The organism is Pseudomonas sp. C9D1 (assembly GCF_056491235.1).
In genome coordinates this window covers 3,908,266-3,931,459 of sequence record NZ_JBSZIE010000002.1, presented here as the reverse complement: position 1 = coordinate 3,931,459, position 23,194 = coordinate 3,908,266, and the positions used below count along the sequence as shown (strand labels likewise).

18 protein-coding genes and 2 pseudogenes are annotated in these 23,194 nt (G+C 66.1%); 7 read left to right on the top strand and 13 right to left on the bottom strand.

The features are described from left to right. Positions 1–2: 2 nt before the first annotated feature. The 3 genes and pseudogenes from ACXI0U_RS26010 to ACXI0U_RS26000 all read right to left on the bottom strand — a co-directional run. Positions 3–578 carry a YceI family protein gene (locus tag ACXI0U_RS26010; protein WP_271659704.1) on the bottom strand — a complete coding sequence of 192 codons (576 nt, stop codon included), beginning with the start codon at positions 576–578 and terminating at the stop codon, positions 3–5. 27 nt (positions 579–605) lie between these two features. Continuing rightward, the gene (locus ACXI0U_RS26005; protein WP_021218383.1) at positions 606–1,160 is read right to left on the bottom strand and encodes a cytochrome b; all 555 of its coding nucleotides are present in this window, start codon (positions 1,158–1,160) and stop codon (positions 606–608) included. 224 nt (positions 1,161–1,384) lie between these two features. Further along, positions 1,385–2,854: pseudogene (locus ACXI0U_RS26000) on the bottom strand (flavin monoamine oxidase family protein); the annotation flags it as partial. Positions 2,855–3,023: 169 nt separating this feature from the next. Between ACXI0U_RS26000 and ACXI0U_RS25995 the strand changes: the two are divergent. Together ACXI0U_RS25995 and ACXI0U_RS25990 are read left to right on the top strand one after the other, a co-directional pair. After that, positions 3,024–4,430: an adenosylmethionine--8-amino-7-oxononanoate transaminase gene (locus tag ACXI0U_RS25995; protein ID WP_479551018.1), complete on the top strand. Its 1,407-nt coding sequence runs from the start codon at positions 3,024–3,026 to the stop codon at positions 4,428–4,430. A gap of 77 nt (positions 4,431–4,507) precedes the next feature. Next, complete coding sequence (locus tag ACXI0U_RS25990; RefSeq protein WP_021218380.1) at positions 4,508–5,227, top strand: 16S rRNA (uracil(1498)-N(3))-methyltransferase; 720 nt, start codon at positions 4,508–4,510, stop codon at positions 5,225–5,227. A 103-nt stretch (positions 5,228–5,330) separates the two neighbouring features. Here the strand turns inward: ACXI0U_RS25990 and ACXI0U_RS25985 are convergent, their stop codons facing one another. The 10 genes and pseudogenes from ACXI0U_RS25985 to pilG form a co-directional block, all read right to left on the bottom strand. Then, on the bottom strand, positions 5,331–5,801 hold the full coding sequence (locus tag ACXI0U_RS25985; RefSeq protein ID WP_021218379.1) for a chemotaxis protein CheW: 471 nt from the start codon (positions 5,799–5,801) through the stop codon (positions 5,331–5,333). A gap of 56 nt (positions 5,802–5,857) precedes the next feature. Further along, a complete protein-coding gene (locus ACXI0U_RS25980; RefSeq protein WP_021218378.1) occupies positions 5,858–6,877 on the bottom strand; it encodes a chemotaxis protein CheB in 1,020 nt (339 codons plus the stop codon). Beyond that, complete coding sequence (locus ACXI0U_RS25975) at positions 6,870–11,207, bottom strand: Hpt domain-containing protein (RefSeq protein ID WP_479551116.1); 4,338 nt, start codon at positions 11,205–11,207, stop codon at positions 6,870–6,872. The genes ACXI0U_RS25980 and ACXI0U_RS25975 overlap by 8 nt, the downstream gene beginning before the upstream one ends. Positions 11,208–11,262: 55 nt before the next feature. Beyond that, positions 11,263–12,270 carry an Hpt domain-containing protein gene (locus ACXI0U_RS25970; RefSeq protein ID WP_479551115.1) on the bottom strand — a complete coding sequence of 336 codons (1,008 nt, stop codon included), beginning with the start codon at positions 12,268–12,270 and terminating at the stop codon, positions 11,263–11,265. Positions 12,271–12,978: 708 nt separating this feature from the next. After that, positions 12,979–14,777 (bottom strand): annotated as a pseudogene (locus tag ACXI0U_RS25965) (FimL-related protein); the annotation flags it as partial. 9 nt (positions 14,778–14,786) lie between these two features. Next, positions 14,787–15,647 carry a CheR family methyltransferase gene (locus ACXI0U_RS25960; RefSeq protein WP_031287350.1) on the bottom strand — a complete coding sequence of 287 codons (861 nt, stop codon included), beginning with the start codon at positions 15,645–15,647 and terminating at the stop codon, positions 14,787–14,789. A 59-nt stretch (positions 15,648–15,706) separates the two neighbouring features. Then, positions 15,707–17,755: a methyl-accepting chemotaxis protein gene (locus ACXI0U_RS25955; RefSeq protein WP_479551017.1), complete on the bottom strand. Its 2,049-nt coding sequence runs from the start codon at positions 17,753–17,755 to the stop codon at positions 15,707–15,709. A gap of 193 nt (positions 17,756–17,948) precedes the next feature. After that, on the bottom strand, positions 17,949–18,485 hold the full coding sequence (locus ACXI0U_RS25950) for a chemotaxis protein CheW (RefSeq protein ID WP_021218374.1): 537 nt from the start codon (positions 18,483–18,485) through the stop codon (positions 17,949–17,951). Positions 18,486–18,533: 48 nt separating this feature from the next. Beyond that, positions 18,534–18,899: a twitching motility response regulator PilH gene (pilH, locus tag ACXI0U_RS25945; RefSeq protein WP_003458790.1), complete on the bottom strand. Its 366-nt coding sequence runs from the start codon at positions 18,897–18,899 to the stop codon at positions 18,534–18,536. Positions 18,900–18,947: 48 nt separating this feature from the next. Continuing rightward, positions 18,948–19,355, bottom strand: a complete 408-nt coding sequence (pilG, locus tag ACXI0U_RS25940) for a twitching motility response regulator PilG (protein WP_021218373.1) — start codon at positions 19,353–19,355, stop codon at positions 18,948–18,950. 270 nt (positions 19,356–19,625) lie between these two features. On the opposite strand from pilG, the gene gshB reads away from it, so the two are divergent. The 5 genes from gshB (at position 19,626) to pyrR (ending at position 23,171) form a co-directional block, all read left to right on the top strand. Then, positions 19,626–20,597, top strand: a complete 972-nt coding sequence (gene gshB, locus ACXI0U_RS25935; RefSeq protein ID WP_021218372.1) for a glutathione synthase — start codon at positions 19,626–19,628, stop codon at positions 20,595–20,597. Positions 20,598–20,684: 87 nt separating this feature from the next. After that, positions 20,685–21,578, top strand: a complete 894-nt coding sequence (locus tag ACXI0U_RS25930) for an energy transducer TonB (RefSeq protein ID WP_021218371.1) — start codon at positions 20,685–20,687, stop codon at positions 21,576–21,578. A gap of 61 nt (positions 21,579–21,639) precedes the next feature. Next, on the top strand, positions 21,640–22,209 hold the full coding sequence (locus ACXI0U_RS25925; RefSeq protein ID WP_021218370.1) for a YqgE/AlgH family protein: 570 nt from the start codon (positions 21,640–21,642) through the stop codon (positions 22,207–22,209). Then, entirely contained in the window at positions 22,206–22,646 is a 441-nt protein-coding gene (ruvX, locus tag ACXI0U_RS25920) for a Holliday junction resolvase RuvX (RefSeq protein ID WP_031287348.1), read from the top strand. Before ACXI0U_RS25925 ends, ruvX begins: the two co-directional genes overlap by 4 nt. 12 nt (positions 22,647–22,658) lie before the next feature. Then, on the top strand, positions 22,659–23,171 hold the full coding sequence (pyrR, locus tag ACXI0U_RS25915; RefSeq protein ID WP_021218368.1) for a bifunctional pyr operon transcriptional regulator/uracil phosphoribosyltransferase PyrR: 513 nt from the start codon (positions 22,659–22,661) through the stop codon (positions 23,169–23,171). Positions 23,172–23,194: the final 23 nt, after the last annotated feature.

Below are 23,194 nucleotides of genomic sequence, written 5' to 3'. Positions count from 1 at the left end.
TCTTACTTGCGCACACCCTCGAAGGAGATGATCAGCTCGACTTCCTGGGAAGCCGGGCCGAGGTCCTTCTGGATGTCGAAGTCCTTCAGCTTCAGGGTGGTGGTGCCTTCGAAGCCGGCACGGTAGCCGCCCCACGGGTCGTCGCCTTCACCGATGAACTTGGCCTTGACCACGACCGGCTTTGTCACGCCGTTCAGGGTCAGGTTGCCGGTTACGTCGGCGGTGCCGTTGCCGGTGGATTTCACGCCAGTGGACTCGAAGGTGGCGGTCGGGTTCTTGCTCACATTGAGGAAGTCGCCGCTCTTGATGTGCTTGTCGCGCTCGGCGTGGTTGGTGTCGACACTGGCGGTCTGCAGGGTGACCTTGATCTTGCTCGCTTCCGGCGCCTTGGCGTCGAAGCTGAAGGAGCCGTCGAAGTCCTTGAAGGTGCCGTACAGCCAGCTGTAGCCCAGGTGGCTGATCTTGAAGTTGACGAAGGCGTGCTGGCCTTCTTTGTCGATGGCGTAGTCGGCGGCCATGGCCTGGCCGGCGAACAGGGCGGCACCGAGGGTCAGCGCGGCGAGGGATTTCTTCAGCATCGGTATTTCTCCTTGTGAGGGTGCAGCTTATTTGGCGGCGCGCCCGAACATGCGGGTCAGGGTGGCGTCGCGATCGATGAAGTGGTGCTTGAGCGCAGCGAGCGCATGGACGCCCGCGAAGATCACCAGGCCCCAGGCGAGGTATTCGTGAATGACGCCGGCGACGTCTTCCTGGTCGGGAATGCTGGTCAGGGTCGCCGGCACTTCGAACAGGCCGAACACGGCAATGCCGCGACCGTCGGCGGTGGAAATCAGGTAACCGGAAACCATGATGGCGAACAGGCCCAGGTAGAGCGCCAGGTGACCCAGTTTGGAGCCCAGGCGGGTGAGCTGGCCGTGGTTGGGCAGGGCCGGCGGCGGCGGGCTGACGAAGCGCCAGAGCACGCGAGCGAGCATGACTAGGAACAGCAGGATGCCGATGCCCTTGTGGATGTCAGGGGCGGTCTTGTACCAGCCGCTGTAGTAGTCGAGGCCGACCATCCACAGCCCCAGCCCGAACAGGCCGAAGACGACCAGGGCAACGCCCCAGTGCAGGACGATGCTGACGAGGCCGAAGCGGTTGGGAGTATTGCGCCACTGCATCAGGAGGTTTCCTTGAAAAACGGATGGGCCAAGCCTAGCGGCAAAAATATCGAAGAAAAGTAGAAAATGTCGCTTTGAAATATCGGGCAATACGATAGGTAGGACGAATTGGCCCGAGCGGGAATTAGGCGTGGGAAGGGGCTTTAAGTTCTGTCCGAGGTGCACGAACGGCACCCCGGAGGCGACTGGAGGTCACGGGCATTGCGCCCGTGGCGCCATCAGTTGAACAGGCGGGAGAAGAAGCCCTTCTTTTCTTCCTTGGCATCGGCCTTGGCCGGAGCCGGGGCGGCGGCAGCAACCTGCTCGACCGGTTCCAGGCTCTTGCCGGCGAACAGGTCACGGGCCTGGCTGGCGGCGCGCTGGCCACTGCGCAGGGCGCCTTCCAAGGTGCCCGGGTAGAGCGCGTCGGTGTGCTCGCCGGCGAAGATCACCCGGCCCAGGGGCTTCTCCCACATGCGCCAGTAGAGGCTGATTTCGCCCGGGCCATAGGCCAGGTAGGCGCCGCCCACCAGGGAGTCCTTGCCGTAGCGGCGCAGCTCGTAGCCGGTGAACTGCTCGCGGGCGCCGGGGAACAGCTTGTCGAAGCGGATCAGCACCTGGTCGACCATCTGCCGGTCACCGAAGGCCTGCAGCAGGCGCGCGTTGTCGCCGGAGATATTCACCAGCAGGTTGGCACCGCCCTTGAGCGCGGGCTCGACCCACATCATGCCCAGGCCCTGGTCGCTATAGACCTCACCGGAGAGGCGCGACTTGCCCCACACGGGCTTCTTGAACTTGAGCAGCATCTGGTCGCGCCAACCGTAGTTGATGTCCTTCAGCGAGCGCAGCTGCAGGGCAGACAGCGACGGGGTGAGGCTGATTTTGTCCAGCGCCGGCAGCGGCACGGCGAGCACCACGTAGTCGGCGCTGTAGCCGGCGCCGCCCACTTTCACGGTGACGCTGTCCTTGTCCTGGACGATGGCGGAGACCCGCGCATTGGTCTTGATGGTCTTGATCTTCTTGGCGAAGGCCTGGGCCAGGGCCGCACTGCCACCCGGCAGGCGGGCAGCGCGCAGGTCGCCTTCCGGCAGGCCGCGATAGACCCGGCCCTGCTGGGCGAGGTAGAGCAGCGACAGGCGCGAGGGCTCGTCGTAGCGCGAACGGATGCGCTGGTCCACCAGGGCGCGGGAGGTGGGCGGCAGCGCCAGCTTGTCGAGCCAGCGCGCCACGCTGATGGAGTCCAGGGTCTGCAGGGTGTGGTTGACCAGCGGCTGCAGCGGATCCTCGATGGAGGCGGCGAGATCATCCAGGCTCTTGTCGAAGCGCTTCAGCCCCTCGACAGTGCTGGGCGCTTCCTTGAGCAGGTCCGCCTCGTTGAAGTAGCGCCCGGCGATCAGGTAGCCCGGGGTGCGCACGTACTCGGGCGCGGCCACGGTCGCCAGCTTGAACCCCTTGAGGTAGGCATTCAGGGTCGGCTGCAGCTTGTCGGAGCCGATCCACTCGGTGCTGGCCAGGCCGGAGCGCCCGCCGATGCTCGGCTTGGCCTCCAGCAGGGTCACCTGCCAGCCTTGCTGCTGCAGCTCATAGGCCGCCGTGAGGCCGGCCATGCCACCGCCGACCACGATGGCGGCCGGTTGCTTTTCCTTGCCCTGCGCAACGGCACTGAGCACTCCCAACACAACAAACGCACAGATGCGCAGCCAGGCAGCAGACATTGGATTCCCCCGAGGAACGGTCGTATTTCTTGAATGGCGCGCAGGATACGCCAGGCACCCGGCAGCCACCAGAGATGCCCGTCGGCGCCGGCCATTGTGCCGGCGCGGCGCGCTTGTCCATCTCACCCCTATTGCATAGTCTTCCCCGACCCTTTCCGGAGACCACCCCATGGGCCTCAACGCCGACTGGATGAAGCGCGACCTCGACGTGCTCTGGCATCCCTGCACCCAGATGAAAGACCACGAACGCCTGCCGGTGGTGCCCATCCGCCGTGGCGAAGGCGTCTGGCTGGAGGATTTCGAAGGCAAGCGCTACCTGGATGCCGTCAGCTCCTGGTGGGTCAACGTCTTCGGCCACGCCAACCCGCGCATCAACCAGCGCATCAAGGACCAGGTCGACCAGCTCGAACACGTGATCCTCGCGGGCTTCAGCCACCAGCCGGTGATCGAACTCTCCGAGCGCCTGGTGAAGCTCACGCCCGCGGGGCTGGACCGCGTGTTCTACGCCGACAACGGCTCCTCGGGCATCGAGGTGGCGCTGAAGATGAGCTACCACTTCTGGCGCAACCAGGGCCGCGAGGGCAAGACGCGCTTCATCACCCTGACCAACAGCTACCACGGCGAGACCATCGCGGCGATGTCGGTGGGCGACGTGGCGCTGTTCACCGAGACCTACAAATCCCTGCTGATGGACACCCTCAAGGTGCCCAGCCCCGACTGCTACCTGCGCCCCGAAGGCATGTGCTGGGAAGAACACTCGCGCACCATGTTCGCCCACATGGAGCGCACCCTCGCCGAGCACCACGGGGAGGTCGCCGCCGTCATCGTCGAGCCGCTGATCCAGGGTGCCGGCGGCATGCGCATGTACCACCCGGTGTACCTCAAGCTGCTGCGCGAGGCCTGCGACCGCTACGGCGTGCACCTGATCCACGACGAGATCGCCGTCGGCTTCGGCCGCACCGGCACGATGTTCGCCTGCGAACAGGCCGGCATCGCACCGGACTTCCTCTGCCTGTCCAAGGCCCTCACCGGCGGCTACCTGCCCATGGCCGCGGTACTCACCAGCGAGGCCGTCTACCAGGGCTTCTACGACGACTACCAGACCCTGCGCGCCTTCCTCCACTCGCACACCTACACCGGCAACCCGCTGGCCTGCGCTGCCGCCCTGGCGACCCTGGACATCTTCGAGCAGGACAAGGTGATCGAGGCCAACCGCGCTCTGTCGGTGCGCATGGCGCAATCCACCGCCCACCAGGTGGATCACCCCCATGTCGCCGAAGTGCGCCAGACCGGCATGGTGCTGGCCATCGAGATGGTCCAGGACAAGGCCAGCCGCGCGCCCTACCCCTGGCAGGAGCGCCGTGGCCTCAAGGTCTTCCAGCACGCTCTGGAACGCGGCGCGCTGCTGCGCCCGCTGGGCAACGTGGTGTACTTCCTGCCGCCCTACGTGATCACCCCGGAGCAGATCGACTTCCTCGCCGAAGTGGCCAGCGAAGGCATCGACATCGCCACCCGCGACTCGGTGAGCGTCAGCGTCGCCAGCGACCTGCATCCCAATCACAGGGATCCGGGCTAGAGGAGCAGCCGGAAGCTGGAAGCTGGAAGCGCCGCACGGGTAGACTTCAGGCTTTCAGCTTCAGGCTTCCAGCTCCCATGCGCCTTTCCCGCTTCTTCATCGACGCCCCCCTTTCCATCGGCCAGCACGAGCTGCCGGAAACCCAGGCCCATTACATCGGTCGCGTGCTGCGCCTGGCCGTGGGCGATGCCGTGCAGCTGTTCGACGGCTCCGGCCAGGAGTACCTCGGCGAGCTGGTGGAGGTGGGCAAGAAGAATGTGCGCGTCGAGCTGCGTGAGGCCTTCGCCGGCCAGGCCGAGTCGCCGTTGCGGGTGCACCTGGGCCAGGGGCTGTCGCGGGGCGAGCGCATGGACTGGGCGATCCAGAAAGCCACCGAACTGGGCGCCGCCGAGATCACCCCCATCGTCAGCGAGCGCTGCGAAGTGCGGCTTAAAGATGAGCGCGCCGACAAGCGCCTGGCCCACTGGCGCCAGGTGGCGATCAGCGCCTGCGAGCAATGCGGCCGCTCGGTGCTGCCGGTGATCCACGCCCCCGTCAGCCTCGCCGACTGGCTGAAGCAGGTCGACGCCGACCTCAAGCTGGTGCTGCACCCGGTGGCCGAACCCCTGGCCAGCCACGCCAAGCCCGGCACCCTGGCCTTCCTCATCGGCCCCGAAGGCGGCCTCAGCGACGCCGAAGTCGCCCAGGCGCAAACCGCCGGCTTCCATTCGGCACGCCTGGGACCCAGGGTGTTGAGGACGGAGACAGCGCCGGTGGTGGCGCTCAGCGTGGCGCAGCAGTTATGGGGGGACTTCTAGCTGGAAGTGTTTTTAGCTTGAAGCTGGAAGCAAAAGCCAAGGCACCGGCCACCGCTTCCAGCTTCCAGCTTCCAGCTTCCAGCTTCCAGCTTCCAGCTTCCAGCTAGATGATCCCCGCATCCTCGAGCATCTGCTCGAGCGCGATGAGGTCGGGGATGCGCGCGATGTCGTTGCCCAGTTGTACGGCGTCCAGCTCCAGGGGAGCGAGGGGGACGGCGGCGCGGGGGAGGTCTGAGTCGACCTTGAGCGAGCGCGGGATGCCCTGCACCAGCAGGGCGATGAACTTGACGTGACCACGGCCGCCCAGGGCGTTGAGCACCACCACGCGGGCGCCGGCGCCGGTCTGGGGCTGGCCGTCGGAGGCGGCTTCGAAGGACAGCAGCGGCAAGCGCAGGTCACGCCAGGCCACCTGGCCGAGGAACCAGGCCGGCATGCCCGCCGATACCTGCGGCGCGCGATAGGGGATCAGCTCGGCCACCGCCACGTTGGGCACCAGCAGGGTGCGGTCGGACAGCGGCACCAGCAGGCCGGTGAGGCTGTTGGCGCTGTTCGGGTTGGTGACGGCTTGGCTCATGGTTCTTCCTTCAACGATTCTTCATTCCCGGCGTTGTCGCCCTGGGCCCTCGGGCCTCAGGCGCACTGCTCCGCCAGGTGGTTCACCAGCGCCTGGGCCAGCTCGCGGGGATCGGCGCTGAAGGTGCTGTAGCCACCCTCGCGCAGGCTGTCGGGCATGCTGGCGCAGGCGCAGCTGTCGCCACGCTGGGTCCAGATCGGCGCGCCCTGGCGGCGTACATAGGCGGCGGCTGCACTGCCGTCGCTGCCCATGCCGCTGAAGGCAATGACCCCGCACTGGGCACCGTAGTGCTGGGCGAGGTTGAGCATCACCTGGTCGATGGACGGGCTGTAGGGCTCCGGCCACGGGCGTTCGCCCACCAGCATGGCGCCGTCTTCGGCAAAGCTGAGTTCATGGCTGATGGGCACCACCACCACTTCACCGGCACGCACCGCATCACCGGGGCGGGCCAGGTTGACCGGCCACTGGCTGTGACGGCCGACGGCCTGGGGCAGTGCCGTTTCGAAAGTCGGGTCGATGTGCTGGGCGTATATGAAGCCGACGGGCAGGCCGCCGGGCAGGGCGTCGAGGAAGGCCTTCACCGCAGCCGGGCCTCCGAGGGACGCCGCCAACAGCCACACCTGGCGTGCCGGCTCGCCGGCCACCAGCGGCGTGTCGGCCAGGGCGCGGGGCAGGTCCAGGCGCGCCGGGCGCTGTGCATCGCTGAGCAGGGCTTCGAGGCTGGGACCGACAGCCACGGCCGGGTCGCCCACCAGGCGCTTGAGCTTGCCGAACAGGCGACGCTCCCAGCGCGGGTAATTCTCCGAGTGGCGCTCGGGGGCATGGCCCTCGCCGAACAGCACCGGTGCGCTGGCGCGTTCCATCAGGTTGTCGACCAGGGGCGAGTCGTCCGACTGCGCCAAGTCCACCAACCACAGGTCCACTTCGCAGGCGCTCAGGGTTTCTTCATCCAGCCGTGCCGGATCGCTGTTGAGCACCACCTGGTAGCCGTTGCCCGCCAGCGCCTGCTGCAGCACATGGCGCTGCAGCGAGGTGTCGGCGATGACGGCGATACGCGCAGAGGTTTTCTCAGTCATTTCCCTTGACCAGTCGCTGGATGGTTTCAAGCAGCAGGGATTCCTGGTACGGCTTGCCCAGGTAGTCGTTGACGCCGATGGTCATGGCCCGCTCACGGTGTTTCTCACCGGTACGCGAGGTGATCATGATGATCGGCAGGTCTTTCAGTCGCTCGTCGTGGCGCACCAGGGTGGCCACTTCGAAACCGTCCATGCGCGGCATCTCGATGTCCAGCAGCATGATGTCCGGGCGGTGTTCCTGCAGTTGCGAGATCGCGTCCACCCCATCCTTGGCGGTGAGTACGTTCATGCCGTTGCGTTCCAGCAGGCGGCTGGTGACCTTGCGCACGGTGACCGAGTCGTCCACCACCATCACCAGCGGCGGACGGTCGTGGTCGAGCTCCGCCGGCAGCGCGGCCTGGGTCGCGGAACGCGGCAGCATCTGCACCAGGTGCGCATGCATGGCGCGGATGGTCGCCAGCAGGTCGAGGATCACCACCACGCGGCCGTCGCCGAGGATGGTCGCGCCGGAGATGCCATGCACCCCGGCGAACTGCGGGCCGAGGCTCTTCACCACGATTTCGCGGGAGCCCGCCAAAGAGTCCACCTGGACCGCCACGGCGTGATCGGTGGAGCGCACCAGAATCACCGGCAGCGGCAGGCTCTGGCCCACCAGCTTGGGTTGCTGGCCGTTGTTCAGCAGGTCGCCCAGGTACTTCAGTTCATAGGCCTGGCCGGCGTACTCGAAGCGCGGTGCGTCCGGCTGGTAGTAGGCCTCCAGCTCGTACGGGGAGACCCGCACGATACCTTCGATGGTGTTCAGCGGGATGGCGTAGAGGTCCTCGCCGGAAAGCACCATCAGCGCACGGTTCACCGACACGGTGAACGGCAGGCGGATGAGGAAGCGGGTGCCCTCGCCCGGCGTCGAGTCGATGCTCATGGAGCCGCCGAGCTGTTTCACCTCGGAGTGCACCACGTCCATGCCCACGCCACGACCGGATATCTGCGTGACCTTCTCGGCGGTGGAGAAACCGGCCTCGAGGATGAACTGCAGCACGTCGTAGTCGGAGAGGTCGGAATCGGCGTCCATCATCCCGCGTTCGATGGCCTTGCGGCGCACGGCGTCGAGGCGGATGCCGCCGCCGTCATCGGCCAGGGCGAGGACGATGTCGCCGCCCTCGCGGCCGAGGGTCAGGCGGATGGTGCCAGCCTCGGACTTGCCGGCGGCGCGGCGCACCTCGGCCGGCTCGATGCCATGGTCGACCGCGTTGCGCAGCATGTGCTCCAGCGGCGCGACGATGCGTTCGAGCACGGTACGGTCCATCTCGCCCTCGGCGTTGCCGACGACGAATTCGACCTGCTTGCCCAGCTCGCTCGCCACCTGGCGGACGATCCGGCGCAGGCGCGGCACCAGGCGGTCGAAGGGCACCATGCGTGTGCGCATCAGGCCTTCCTGCAGCTCGGTGTTCACCCGTGCCTGTTGCAGCAGCAGGGTTTCGGCGTCGCGGTTACGCGCCGCCAGGGTTTCCTTGAGGTCCAGCAAGTCGGACGCGGACTCGAACAGCGCACGGGACAGCTGCTGCAGCTGCGAGTGGCGGTCCATCTCCAGCGGGTCGAAGTCCTCATAGCCGGCACGCTCGGCCTCGGCCTGGTAGCGGCTGAGGATCTGCGCCTGGGTCTCGGTGTCGAGGCGGCGCAGCTGGTCGCGGACCCGTTCGATGGTGGCTTCCATCTCGCTCAGGGTGAAGCTGAAGTCGCTCACCTGCTGCTCGACACGACCACGGAAGATCGAGGTTTCACCGGCCAGGTTGACCAGGCCTTCGAGCAGGTCCGCCGGTACCTTGACCAGCTCCTGGGGTGCGCGGCGGGAGGCGGCGTCCAGTGCGGCTTCCTGGGCCTTGCGGACGAAGGGCAGGACCTTGTTCTCGGCCACGACCTGCGGCACGGCGCTGGCAGCGACCATGGGCGCGGCGAGGGTGGGCACGGGGGCAGGAGCTGCCGGGGCCGGCTCGTGGGCTTCCGGTTCCTGGGTTTCTTCGGCGAGCACCGCGTTCAGGCGCTCGCGCAGTTGGTCGAGCTCGGCCTGCAGGCCTTCGAAGCCGGACTGCACGTCGAGGAACAGGCTGTCCGGCCAGGGCGCCCCTTGTTGCTGCGCTTCGGTCAGGTGCTGCTCGAGGTCATGGCTGAGGTCGCCCAGGCGTTTCTGCCCGGCCAGGCGCGCACCACCCTTGAGGGTGTGCAGCAGGCGCAGCAGCTCGTCGATCTGGGCACCGTCCTCGCGCTGCTCTTCCCAACGACCGATGGTGCGCTCCATGGCTTCGAGCAGGTCGTCGGCCTCTTCGAGGAAGATGTCGAGGATGTCGTCGCTTTCGCTGGCATCGTCATCGACCACCTGGGCAGCCGGCTGCAGGTGCACGCTGGAGGGCATGCTCAGCTGCTCGTCCGGGTTGGCCCGGAAGCGCTTGATGGCGTCGATCAGGGCATCGCCGCTGGGCACGCCACGCTTGTCACGCACCGCTTCGAGCATCTCGGCGAGGCGGTCATGGCAGGCCTGGAGCAGGGCGAACAGACCCGGGCTGGCGCGCAGGCGCCCGCCGCAGAGGCCTTCATAAAGGAATTCGAGTTCGTGGGCGAGGTCGCCGATCTCACGGATCTCGGCCATGCGCGCACCACCCTTGAGGGTGTGCAGGTCACGTTGCAGAGCTTCGACTTCGAGGATGTTGTTGACGTCGTCCATCCAGCGCTGCAGCGAGGCGCCGGCGCTGTCGATGATGTCGAAACCTTCCTCGAGGAAGATTTCCACCAGTTCCGGATCGCGATCATCGAAGGCGCTGGAGACGGGCTCGACGGCGCGGGGGGCTTCGATCACCGGTGCCGGCACGAACTCGGGCTCGATGGCAGCAGGCACTTCGACCTCGGACAGGTCCAGCACTTCCGGCTCGGCTTGCAGCTCGATCACGGGCTCAGCTTCAAGCTCGGCTTCGGCTTCGGCCGGCGCGCTTTCCTGGGCCTCGTCAACCAGCCACTGGTCGAGCTCGGGCTCGTCGTCGCTCACCGGTTCGGCGTGCAGCACGTGCAATTCGGGGTCGACGTCCTGAGGGGCGCCGGGCAGCAGCTCGGCCACGGCTTCCGCCGGCAGCTCCTCCGCCACCGCGTCGATGGTTTCGATGGTCACCAGGGTGTCCAGCGGGTCGGCTTCGTCGATCAGCGCCAGGGGCGGCTGTTCTTCGTCGATGACGATGCTCTCACCGAGTTCGGCGCTTGGGGCGTCGTCAGCCAACTCGATCGCGTCGACCTCGGCGAGGTCTTCGATGTCGTCGAGCGGCAGCGCCACCGCTGCTGCGGAAAGGCTCAGCCCACCGTTCTGGCGAAAGGTGCGGATGGCCTGGATCAGTTGCTGCGGATCGTTCAGCGGCAGGCGGGCCTGCAGCTGGTCGAGCAGCACGGCGAGGCTGTCGTGGCTCTGCTGCAGCAGGCCGCCGAGAGCCGGCGAATAGCTGAAGCGGCGATCCACCAGGCCTTCGTAAAGGGATTCGAGTTCATGGGCGAGATCACCGATGGGGGCGATCTCGGCCATGCGCGCACCACCCTTGAGGGTGTGCAGGTCACGCTGCAGCGACAGCAGCGAGCCATGGTTGTCGGGCTCGCCCAACCAACGGTCGAGGGATTGCCCGGCGCTTTCCAGGATATCCACCGCCTCTTCGAGGAAGATGGCGACCATTTCCTCGTCGAGGGATTCATAGACGCTGGGCGTGTGGGCCGCAGGAGCCCCCACCACCGGCTCCGGCTCGACGGTCGGCGAGGACAGGTCCTCCTCCAGGCCGGCAGCGGTCAGCTCGGGCAGGGTCACCTCGTCGAACGGTGCGGGCTCTTCCATCAGCTCCGCCAAAGGCGGCAGCTCGGCGTCGGTGGCGTTCCAGTCGATCAGGCCTTCCAGGTCCGTCTCATCGAGTTCCTCGATGGTCAGCCCGGTGGTCAGCTTGGGATCGAGCAGCGCCAGGGCAGCGGGGTCGACCGCTTCCTGCAGCAGCTCGCGCAGGGCCTGCACGCGCTCGGGCTGGGGCGTGACCTGAAGGGCCGCGGCCACCTGGTCCATCATGCCGATCAGCGCTTCGTGGGCACGCTCGGCTTCGGCGAAGAAGCGCTCGCTGACGGCGAGGCTGCCTTCTTCCACGGAACCGTAGGTGTCGAGCAGGGCTTCGCAGAGCTCTTCGATCTGCGGCAGCTCGGCCATCTCGGCACCGCGGCCGAGGGTGTTCAGCTCTTCCAGCAGGGCACCCAGTTCCTGGCGCTCGGACGGGTGCTCGCGCCAACGGCGCAGCAGGTCTTCGGCATCCAGCAGGATGTCCATGCCTTCAGCGAGGAAGATGGAGATCAACTGCGGGTCGCGTACCGCCTCGCCCCGCTCACCCAGGCGCGCGGCTTCGGCGGCGCCGAGGCGATCCTGATGCAGCTGCTGTACACGCTCGAGGAACTCGGCGGTGCCGGGGATCCCCCGCCAGCGGCGTGGTTTCCAGTTGCTCCAGCCCGGCGCGGAACAGGTGTTCGGCGTCGCGCAGCAGCTCGGCCTCGGCCAGGTCCATCTGCACCAGGTTGGTCTTGTATTCCTTGGCCAGCTTTTCCAAGGGCGTAGCGATCTCGGCGATCGGCAGGATGCCCGCCATGTGCGCACTGCCCTTGAGGGTGTGCAGGGCACGCTGGAGGCTGTCGGTGACCGGCTGCGGCAGGGACTGGGCGCAGTCGGCGAGGAAGCCCACCAGGCTGTCGAGGTGCGTCTCGGCCTCGTTGCGGAAGATCTCCAGCAACTGCGGGTCGAGCGGCTCTTCGTCGCTTTCGACGGCGACGGGGGCTTCCGCGATGACGGTTGGCTCCGCGACGACCGGTGCTTCCGGCTCGCCCTCGGGCTCGACTGCCTGTGCTGAGTCCGGGGCTTCAGATTTTGGGAGTCGTTGCCCCTTCGCCAGGGCGTGCGCCTCGGCGGCCAGGTGGTCGACATCGTCGCGCTGGCGCTGGGCTTTGGCGGCGAATTCGTCGACCAGCTGCGGCAGCAGGGCGACCACGTCCTGGATTACGCCACGGACATCTTCGTCGGGCTGGATGCTGCGATCCAGCACGCGGTTGAGCAGGTTCTCGATGGACCAGGAGAGTTCGCCGATGACCAGCGCGCGCACCATGCGACCACTGCCCTTGAGGGTGTGGAAGGCGCGGCGGATTTCGGTCAGGGCTTCCTTGTTGTCGGTGTCGGCCAGCCACTGGGGCAGGAAGTCACCGATGGTCTCCAGGACTTCGCCGGCCTCTTCGATGAAGACTTCCAGCAACTCGTCATCCACCGGCTCTTCGTCGGCGGGCGGCGGCAGCAGGCTGGGCGGCACGTCGCCGGCAGGCGGGTTGATGGCCTGGGTGGGCGCGGCCATGACATCGGCCATGGACAGCGGCTTGTGCTCTTCGACAGCGGGCGCCTGTGGCTCGACGGGCGCAGCGGGCAGCTCGACCTCGGGGAGGTCGAGGCCGGTGAGCTCCATGTCGTCCCAGCTCATCGTGGACTCGGGCAGCGGTTCCAGGCTGAGGACTTCGCCTTCGAGCGGTTCGAGGCTTTCCAGCGGCGTGGCGTCCGGCAGCGGCTCCAGGTCGTCCAGATCGAAGCTCTGCAGAGGCTCCAGGCTCTCTTGGGGTTCCTGGGCAGCATGCAGCTCCAGCGGCACATCGAGGCTGAAGTCGATGACTTCGGGCGCTTCGGTCGGCAGCTCGCCGAGGTTCCAGTTGTCGTCGGAGACCAGCAGCTCGGCGTTGTCGGCAGCGGGCGCTTCGAGGCTCAGTTCGTCCAGGGCCGGCAGGGCGTCCAGCTCGCCGAGGGCGGCGGGCTCGGTGAGCGCGTCCAGTTCGGGCAGCGGGTCGAGGTCCGGCAGTTCGTCGAGGTTGGCGACAGGTTCGGCAACCCGCTCGGGCTCGGCGTCGATGGCCGGTTCCAGCTCGGCGAGGGGCTCGAGCTCGGGCAGCGGCTTGAGTTCCGGCAGGGCGTCGAGGGCGGCTGGCGGTGTTTCCCCGGTGCTCTCGGCGGCGACCGGCTCGGCAAATTCGGCGGCGACCAGTACGTCGTCACCAGCGGCCAGGGGCTCCAGGTCAAGCGGCTCGACCAGCTCCGATTCCTCGGCGGCCAGCACTTCGATTTCCTGCAGCGGGTCGGCCAGGGGCAGCGGTTCTTCTTCCGGCTCAATGCGGTCGAGGATCGAGGGCTTTTCCTTCAGCGGGTAGCCCAGTGCTTCCAGGCTTTCCTCGGCCACGTCGAGAATCAGGTCGCCCTGGGTCGCGTGGTCTTCGGAGAGACGCTCGAGGTAGTACTCGACGCTGGTGATGGCGTCGGCGAGGGTGTCCAGGCTCTGCCAGTTGGGCACGGCCTTGCGCGCCAGGAGCTGCTCCTGGATATAACGATTGCAGGCTTCCAGCAGGGTCGCGGCACGGCTCAGCGGGATCATCGCCAGGCCACCACGGACCTGGGTCAGCAGCTCGGGGACGCGAGCCAGGTGCTCGTGGTTCCACTGCGAGGCGATGAACTCGATGATCGCGTCCTTGGCCTGTTCCAGGCCATTGCGCGCTTCCTTGATCACCAGCTGGTGGATCTGCGCCACGTCGGTGGTGGGCAGGTGGCTTTCTTCGGCGCGGCGGTCATCGGCCGGGCCGACCATGCCATTGAGCGTGGCTTCGACATAGAGCAGCGCACCGGCGACGTCCATCACACGGCGTCATTGGGTTCGCGCTGGCCGAGGGACAGGCTGTGGACCACGTCGATCTGGTCGAGGATGACCCGGCGCGGCTGGCCGAAGCCCAGCACGGCGAGGGTGTCGGCGATCTGCTTGAGGGGGGCCAGCAGGGAATCCAGCTCGGCGACGCCACGGCGATCGCTGCGCACGAAGATGTCCAGGCTGTCCTTGACCCGTACCAGCTCCTCGCAGAGGGCGGTGACCACCCAGCGCATGGCGTCGCGGTCGGGGCCGGCGAGGCGGGCGCGCCCCCGTCCACCACTTCGGTGTCGGGCAGCGCTTCGTCGAGGCGGTACTGTTCCTTCAGCGCGCGGATACGCGGCGACTGGGCCGGGGCCTTGGCGATGTAGAACAGCAGGTTCTTGACCAGCTCCTCGGGAGCCGGCTGGTTGATGCCGTCGGCGCCCTGGTCGAGCAGGCGCTTGAGTTCCTTGTCGATCTGCCGCAGCAGGGTGCGCACGGAAGTGCCGTTGACCACGCTGCCGTTGGCCAGGCCTTCGACCATGCCGGAGGCGATCGGCCAGAGCGTGCCGAGGGGCGCTTCCTTGCACAGGGATTCGAGGCGGGCGAAGACGCGCGCCATGTAGCCGAGGTTGGTGGCCAGGTCCTGGTTGCGGATGATCCCCACCAGGGCCAGCTGCAGCATCTGCCGCAGCTTGCGCAGCAGCACCGGCAGTTCGGCGGTGCGCATCTGCGCCAGGGCGTCCATGGACAGCGCGGGCAGGCGGCTGGAGAGGTCCGGGGAGAACAGGCTGGTTTCCGACAGCAGTTTCTCGCCCCGCGCGGCGCGCAGGTCGTTGAGCAGCGGCAGCACCACCATGGGCAGGTCGCGGCGCGCACTCTGGATGCGGTCGAGGTAGACCGGCAGCTGCAGGATGGCCTGCATCAAGCACTTCCAGGGCTTCGCCCTGGTTGGTCACGCGACCTTCCATCAGCGCCTGGGCAAGCTGTTCCATTTCTTCGGCGAGCAAAGCCGCGCCGTAGAATTCGACCATCTGCAGGGTGCCGTGGACCTGGTGCACGTAGGTCAGGCAGAAACGCATGCGCGTCGGGTCCTGGGTGTTCTCGACGAACGCCTCCAGAGCCTGTCGCGCCTGCTTCAGGGTTTCCGCGATCTCGCCCTTGACCCACTCAAGGGCGACATAATCGTGCCGATCACTCATAGCCGTCTGCTATCCCTTCCGGGTGAATGCCAGAACCTGATCGTTGGCCACCGGAACCAGGTCCGGATGGTGCCAACCCACTACTTCGCCCACGCCCACCACCATCAGGCCTCCCGGCGCCAGGCGCTCGGCCAGGCGGTTGAGGATTTCACGGCGACGCCAGCGGCGAAAATAGATCAACAGGTTCTGACAGAAGATTACGTCCATGCCGGACATTGGCGCCTTCGCCAGTTCCAGCACATTGAGCCGGGCGCAGCAAACGCGCGCGGCCAGGCTCTCAACAACTTTGAAGCGGCCATCGTCCATGACCTGGAAATAACGTTCGCCTTGGTCAGCATCCAGCTGTTCCAGGCGGCGTGCCCCGTACACCCCTTCCCGCGCCTTGTTCAGGGCGCTGAGGCTGATGTCGGTACCGGTCACACCGAAGAATTCCGGCCGGTCGCTGTCCTGCAGCGCCTCGGCGGCGGCAATCGCCAGCGAATAAGGCTCCTCGCCGCTGGAACAGCCGACGCTCCAGAGCGCCAAAGGGCTGTCCAGGCCCGCAGCGACCCGCTCACGCAAGTAGGCGTCGAGCAGGTCGAAGGAGGGGCGATGGCGAAAGAACCGGGTTTCCTGAACGGTGAGGCGGTCCAGCAGCGTGGACCACTCCACAGCACCACGCGGGCCGTCTGTGACCTGGCGGTAGTAGATGCTGTAGTCGTCAACGCCCAGTTCGCGCATCCGTGCAGTGAGATTGGTCTGCAGGAAGGCGCGACGCTGTTCGTTGATCACCACACCCGTGCGCTCCTCGAGCAGTGACTGCCAGTCGTGGAACTGCGCGGGCGTCATGTCGGCCAGGGGTTTCAAGGCCCACACGCCGCTTGGCTGCATGTCGTGCCTCTCGCTCATGGCCGCTGCGCCGCGGCGTCAAGCCGCGGCATCTCCCTTGGTCAGGCCTGTTCCGGAGTGTCCGGCAGGTTGAAGCCGGATACCGATTTGCGCATCTCGCTGGCCATCTTGGCCAGGTTACCAATGCTCTTGGCGGTAGCAGTGGTACCTGCGGAGGTCTGCGAGGTGATCTCCTGGATCACGTTCATGGTGTTGGAGATGTGGCCCGCCGAGGACGCTTGCTGACGAGCGGCGTTGGAGATGTTCTGGATAAGGGCCGCGAGGGTCTTGGATACCTTCTCGATCTCTTCCAGTGCCACACCGGCGTCCTGCGCCAGACGCGCACCACGTACCACCTCGGAGGTGGTCTGTTCCATGGAGATAACCGCTTCGTTGGTGTCGGTCTGAATGGTTTTTACCAGGGCCTCGATCTGCTTGGTCGCGGCGGAGGAACGTTCCGCGAGTCGCTGGACCTCGTCCGCTACCACGGCGAAGCCGCGGCCCGCGTCACCGGCCATGGACGCCTGGATCGCGGCGTTCAGTGCGAGGATGTTGGTCTGGTCGGCAATGTCGTTAATCAGGCTAACAATGTCACCGATCTCCTGGGACGATTCACCGAGGCGTTTGATCCGCTTCGAGGTGTCCTGGATCTGCTCACGGATGTTATCCATGCCGGTGATGGTGTTGTGCACCACTTCGTTGCCCTTGTTGGCGATGGCTACGGAACGTTCCGCTACCGCGGAGGATTCCGAGGCGTTCGCCGATACCTGGTCAATCGACACCGCCATCTCGTTGATGGCCGCCGAGGCGCCGGCGATTTCCTGCGCCTGGTGCTCGGACGCTTCGGCGAGGTGCATTGCAGTGGCCTGGGTTTCCTGGGCCGCCGCCGCTACCTGCACGGCTGTCAGGTTGATGGTCTCTACGAGGTCGCGGAGCTGGTCGATCGAGTAGTTGATGGAGTCCGCGATCGCACCGGTGAAGTCCTCGGTTACGGTCGCGGCCACTGTCAGGTCACCGTCCGCAAGGTCGGCGATTTCGTCGAGCAGTCGCAGAATCGCCGCCTGGTTACGTTCGTTCTTCTCGGCGGTCTCGGCCAGTCGGCTGCGGGTTGTCTGAACCATGACCAGGCCGATCAGGATGATCGAACCCAGGGCCAGGGCGCCCAGCAGGTAACCGGCGAGGGTGTTGAAGCTACGGCCTTCGGCCTGCTTCTCGAAGCCGCCGGCCAGGGTGGAGGCCTTGTCCAGCAGGGTCTGCGAACCGGTGAAGATGGTGTTGGCGGATTCACGGACCTGGAACAGTTCGGGCGAGGTTTCGAGAATCTCGTCCACGGAACCGGAAACGAACTCGAACAGCTCGGAGATCTCCTGCAGACGCTCCAGGGCTTCGTTGTCGGTCACCTTGGAGATTTCCATCGCCGCGTTGCCTTCCAGCATCGCGTTCAGTACGCGGCCGAAGAGGCTGGCGTCGCGGCCGAACATGTCGGCGGCCTGTACGGAGTCTTCGTCACCGGCCAGTACCTTGTTCACCGAGCCGAGGATACGTTCGGCCAGCAGCGACTGGCGCTGGGCTACCGAGACCTGGTCGGCGGGCGCGCCGCTTTCCAGCAGGATGTCGACCACTTCCTCGTACTCGACCTGCAGCTGCGGAATGGTTTCCGCCAGGGTCGCGGCTACCTGGTGCAGGGAGAGAACGGTCTGTTCGCTGGCAAGGATGGCGTCGGAGTTCTGCCGCAGGCTGTTCCAGTCGGCCTGCACGGCGTCCATCTCGGCCTTCACGCCTTCCGGAGCGGGCGGCAGACCGGTGTTCTCGTCGCCATTGACGAGGATGTTCCAGCGCTTCTCGAAGTCGTTACGGGCGTCTTTCAACAGGGCGAAGGCCTCGGCCTTGCCCGCCGCCGCTTCGGTGGCGTTCTTGGCGATACGCTGGGACAGTACGCGCAGCTCACCGGAGTGGCTGAGGTATTCCTTGTCGTAGTTCGCCTGGGTGTTCAGGTATGCGAAGTTGGCGAACAACAGCACGATGGACACGATCAGGACCACGAACAGCCCTGCGATCAACGTACTACTGCGCGTTCCCGCAAGTAGATTGCCTGCGTTAAGTTTTTTCATTATCGGGCCCCCGCCTGGACCAACAACACAACGATTTCCATGTAACGCCAAAGGGCCGGCATGAACCGGCCCAACCTTGAATCAACGGCACCACCGGCGCCGCATGCGTACCGGGGAATCGCCCCGCCACGCTGAACCGCCCCTCCCGGAAACGGCCCGCCGCACCCGGCCCTGAGGCCGGATGCGGATAAAGCTATACCGCCACGTCGAGGAACACCTGGTGCTGCGCCAGCACGTGAGGGCTGAACACCAGCCAGGGTTGCTCGCGCTGGAACACACCGTGGATGAACGGCTGGATCGCCGCCTCCAGGGGAGGCAGTTCCTCGGAGAACGAATCCACCGGGAAATGCTGCATGCCGTAGACCTCGTCGACGATCAGCCCGGCGAAGATTTCCTGGTGGTCCACCACCAGCACCCGGCGCTGCTTGCGCAGGGGCGACAGTTCACCACCGAAGAACCCGCACAGGTCCATGATCGGCAACAGCCGGCCACGCACGTTGGCCACGCCCTTGACCCAGGACTTCACGCCCGGCAGCAGCGTGTGCCGCGGCTCGTGAAGCACCTCGCCGACCTCGCCCATGGGCGCCACGAACAGACGCTCGCCCATGCGGAAGCCGATGCCGCTCCAGGTCTGTACGGTTTCCTGCTGCGCAGGGAGGCCCGCCGCCAGCGCACGGCAGCGCTGGTCGATCTCGAGGAGAAGCTGGAAAGGGGTCTGCGCGTCCGACATGCCGGCCAGGGCCTTCTTTCTTCTAGTTATCGACGGACTGTTCCGGCATCAGCCGGCCAGTACTGCGTTGAGGGTTTTCAGCAGGGTGTCTTCGTCGATCGGCTTGGTCAGGTAGTCTTTCGCGCCCTGACGCTTGCCCCAGACCTTGTCGGTTTCCTGGTCCTTGGTGGTGACGATGATCACCGGAATGTGGCTGGTCTCGGCGTCCTTGGTCAGCTGACGCGTGGCCTGGAAGCCGTTGAGGCCGGGCATGACGATGTCCATCAGCACGGCGTCGGGTTTTTCCTGGCGAGCCAGGGCAACGCCATCGGCGCCATTCTCGGCCTTGAGTACCTGATGGCCGTGCTTCTCGAGCATGGCGGTCAGTTTGTACATCTCAGTCGGCGAGTCATCAACAATCAGAATACGAGCCATGTTTGTCCCCAAAACGGAAAGGCATCACCGGCCATGGGAGGCCGGACTTCAGGAGGCTTGTTCCACCGGGGTGAAATCAGGCACGTGAGTCTTGATCGCGCCGAGCAACTCTTCCTTGCTGAAAGGCTTGGTGAGGTATTGATCGGAACCAACGATGCGACCCTTGGCCTTATCGAACAGGCCGTCCTTCGAGGACAGCATGATCACCGGGGTGGACTTGAAAGCACTGTTGTTTTTGATCAGGGCGCAGGTCTGATAGCCATCGAGCCGCGGCATCATGATGTCGACGAAAATGATATTGGGGTGAGTATCGGCGATCTTGGCCAATGCGTCGAAGCCGTCGACGGCCGTAATGACCTCGCAACCCACCTTCTTCAGCAGAGTTTCAGCGGTGCGACGAATCGTTTTCGAATCGTCGATCACCATGACCTTCAAACCCTCGGAATGCTGTTCCATGTTCGCCCTACCATCGCCTCGGTGAGTCGTTATTTTGCTTAGTTCAGTGCGCCTGAGGCCCTGTCAGCGACGGGCTACGACCCAATCGTCGGGCCTTTTTAGCACACTCTCCGGACGCAAGCTACAAAGCGCCAGCCTCCGGGAATCCTAGTCCATGCGGCGAGGTTTCCCTTGACCGCGACAACCTCCAGCGCCAACCTGAGCGCCTCGTTACCGGGCCCGGAATTCTCCAGTGCCCCTCTTTATTAAACAGTCGCGGAGAACACACCCATGAGCGTTCGCCTCGGGATCGTCATGGACCCCATTGCGCACATCTCCTTCAAGAAGGACAGCTCCCTGGCCATGCTGCTGGCAGCCCAGGCCCGCGGATGGTCCCTCTACTATATGGAGCAGCAGGACCTGTACCAGAAGGCCGGCGAAGCCCGCGCCCGCATGCGGCCGCTGAACGTGTTCGCTGATCCTCAACGCTGGTACGAGCTGGAAGACGAGAGCGACGCCCCGCTGGCCGAGCTGGATGTGATCCTGATGCGCAAGGACCCGCCCTTCGACAACGAGTTCGTCTATTCGACCTACCTGCTGGAACAGGCCGAACGCGCCGGCGTGCTGGTGGTGAACCGCCCGCAGAGCCTTCGCGACTGCAACGAGAAGTTCTTCGCCACCCTGTTCCCTCAACTGACCCCACCGACACTGGTCAGTCGCAGGGCTGATATTCTGCGCGAGTTTGCGAAAGAGCAGCGTGACATCATTCTCAAACCCCTTGATGGCATGGGCGGATCGATGATTTTTCGCCACCGCGAGGGCGATCCGAACCTTTCCGTCATTCTCGAGACCCTGACCCGTCACGGCGCCGAGCAGATCATGGCCCAGCGTTACCTGCCCGCGATCAAGGACGGCGACAAGCGCATTCTGATGATAGACGGTGAACCGGTACCCTACTGCCTGGCTCGCATTCCCGCCGCCGGCGAGACCCGGGGCAACCTGGCGGCCGGCGGCCGTGGCGAGGCGCGACCACTGTCCGAGCGCGACCGCGAGATCGCCGCCACCGTGGGCCCGACCCTGCGCGAACGCGGCCTGCTGTTCGTCGGCCTGGACGTGATCGGCGACAGCCTCACCGAAATCAACGTCACCAGCCCGACCTGCATCCGCGAGATCGACGCGGCCTATGACACGCGCATCGGCGACCGCCTCATGGATGTCATCCAGACCAAGCTCGCCGAGAACGGGCGCAAGCCCCAAGCTTGATGCAGCTAACAGCTTTGGACATGCAACTTGCAGCCTGCCGCCCCAGTTCGGCAGACTGCGCGCCATCCTGAGCAGACCCGATGTGCGATGAACGCAGCCGCTGATTTTTCCGACTTCCCCTCCTCCGGCGTGCGCCCGGCGGACCGGCTGGGTTTCACCCTGTTCCTCGCGGCCGTGCTGCACATCGCCTTCATCCTCGGGGTAGGCTTCACCTTTGCCGACCCCAGCCAGATCAGCAAGACCCTGGAAGTCACCCTCGCCAGCTTCAAGAGCGACAAGAAGCCGGAGAAGGCCGACTACCTGGCGCAGATGAACCAGCAGGGCAGCGGCACCCTGGAACACAAGGACACGCCCAAGACCACCGAGCAGGCGCCCTTCCAGGACCAGGAGATCAAGAAGGTCACGCCGCCGGCCGCGCCGCAGCAGGCCGCGCGCCAGGAAGCCCCCAAGGCCGCCGTCGCCACCACCGCGCCCAAGGTGCAGAAGACCCCGGTCAAGCACGAGGAAGCCAAGCCCGAACCCGAAGCCCGCCCGGCACCGGTGTTCGACAGCACCCAGCTGTCCTCGGAGATCGCCAGCCTGGAGGCCGAGCTGTCCCAGGAGCGCCAGCTCTACGCCAAGCGCCCGCGCATCCACCGCCTCAACGCGGCCTCGACCATGCGCGACAAGGGCGCCTGGTACAAGGACGACTGGCGCAAGAAGATCGAGCGCGTCGGCAACCTCAACTACCCCGAGGAAGCCCGCCGCCAGCGCCTCTACGGCAGCCTGCGCCTGCTGGTGTCGATCAACCGTGACGGCACCCTCTATGAAGTGCAGCTCCTGGAATCCTCCGGCCAACCGGTGCTGGATCAGGCCGCCATGCGTATCGTCCGCCTCGCCGCCCCCTTCGCCCCCTTCACCGGCGACCTGGCCGACATCGACCGCCTGGAAATCATCCGCACCTGGCGTTTCGAGCGCGGCGACCGCCTGTCGAGCAACTGACCGGGCGGGTGCGGCGCAACCGCGCTTGAAGCTTGCGGCGCGAAGGTCGAAACTAGCGCCCATGAAAAGCACCGCGCCCACCTACCTCAAGCACCACTTCCTGATCGCCATGCCGCACATGGACGATCCCAATTTCGCCCAGACCGTCACCTACCTCGTCGAACACAACGAGCAGGGCGCCATGGGCCTGGTGATCAACCGCCCCAACGGCCTCAACCTCAGCGATGTGCTCGAGCAGCTGCGCCCGGAGATCGACCCGCCCGCCCGCTGCCAGACCCTGCCGATCTACGCCGGCGGCCCGGTGCAGACCGACCGCGGCTTCGTCCTCCACCCCAGCGGCCTGACCTTCCAGGCCACCCTGGAGCTGGGCGACCTGGCGCTCTCCACCTCCCAGGACGTGCTCTTCGCCATCGCCGAAGGCCAGGGCCCGGAAAAAAGCCTGATCACCCTCGGCTATGCAGGCTGGGATGCTGGCCAGCTGGAAGCCGAGCTGGTGGACAACGCCTGGCTCACCTGCCCGGCCGACCCGGCCATCCTCTTCGACACCGCCGCCGACCAGCGCCTCGCCGCTGCCGCCGCGCGCCTCGGGATCAACCTCAACCTGCTCACCACCCAGGCCGGGCACGCCTGATGGCCGCCAAGCCACTGCGCCTGCTGCTGGGCTTCGACTACGGCACCAAGCAGATCGGCGTCGCCGTCGGCCAGGCCGTCACCGGCCAGGCCCGCGAACTCTGCGTGCTCAAGGCGCAGAACGGCGTACCGGACTGGCAGAAGGTCGAGGCCCTGCTCAAGGAATGGCAGCCGGACGCCATTGTCGTCGGCCTACCCCTGAACATGGACGGCACCCCCAGCGACATGAGTGAACGTGCGGAGAAGTTCGCGCGCCGTCTCAACGGTCGCTTCAACCTGCCGGTCTTCACCCATGACGAACGCCTGACCACCTTCGAAGCCAAGGGCCAGCGGCTCGCCCAGGGCCAGCGCGGCGGTTACCGCGACAACCCCGTCGACGCCCTGGCTGCCGCCCTCCTGCTGGAAGGCTGGCTGGCGGAACACCCCGGACACGAATAGCGAGGAACGCCCATGACCCTGCCCAACCCGGCCGAACTGCTGCCGCAGATGGCCAGCGCGCTGAACGCCCACCTGGCCGCGCGCGGCATCGCCAACCCCCGTTTCATCGGCATCCGCACCGGCGGTGTCTGGGTTGCCCAGGCCCTGCTGGCGGAGCTGGGCAGCGAAGAGCCCCTGGGCACCCTGGACGTTTCCTTCTACCGCGACGACTTCACCCAGAACGGCCTGCACCCGCAGGTGCGCCCGTCCGAGTTGCCGTTCGAGATCGAAGGCCAGCACCTGATCCTCATCGACGACGTATTGATGAGCGGCCGCACCGTGCGCGCCGCCATGAATGAGCTGTTCGACTACGGCCGCCCGGCCAGCGTGACCCTGGTCAGCCTGCTGGACCTCAACGCCCGCGAGCTGCCGATCCGCCCCGACGTGGTCGGCGCCACCCTGTCGCTCGCCGCCGATGAACGGGTAAAATTGCTCGGCCCCGCGCCGCTCGCCCTCGAGCGCCAGGTCCTCACCCCCGCTTCCTGAAACTCCCGACCCCCAGGGCCTGC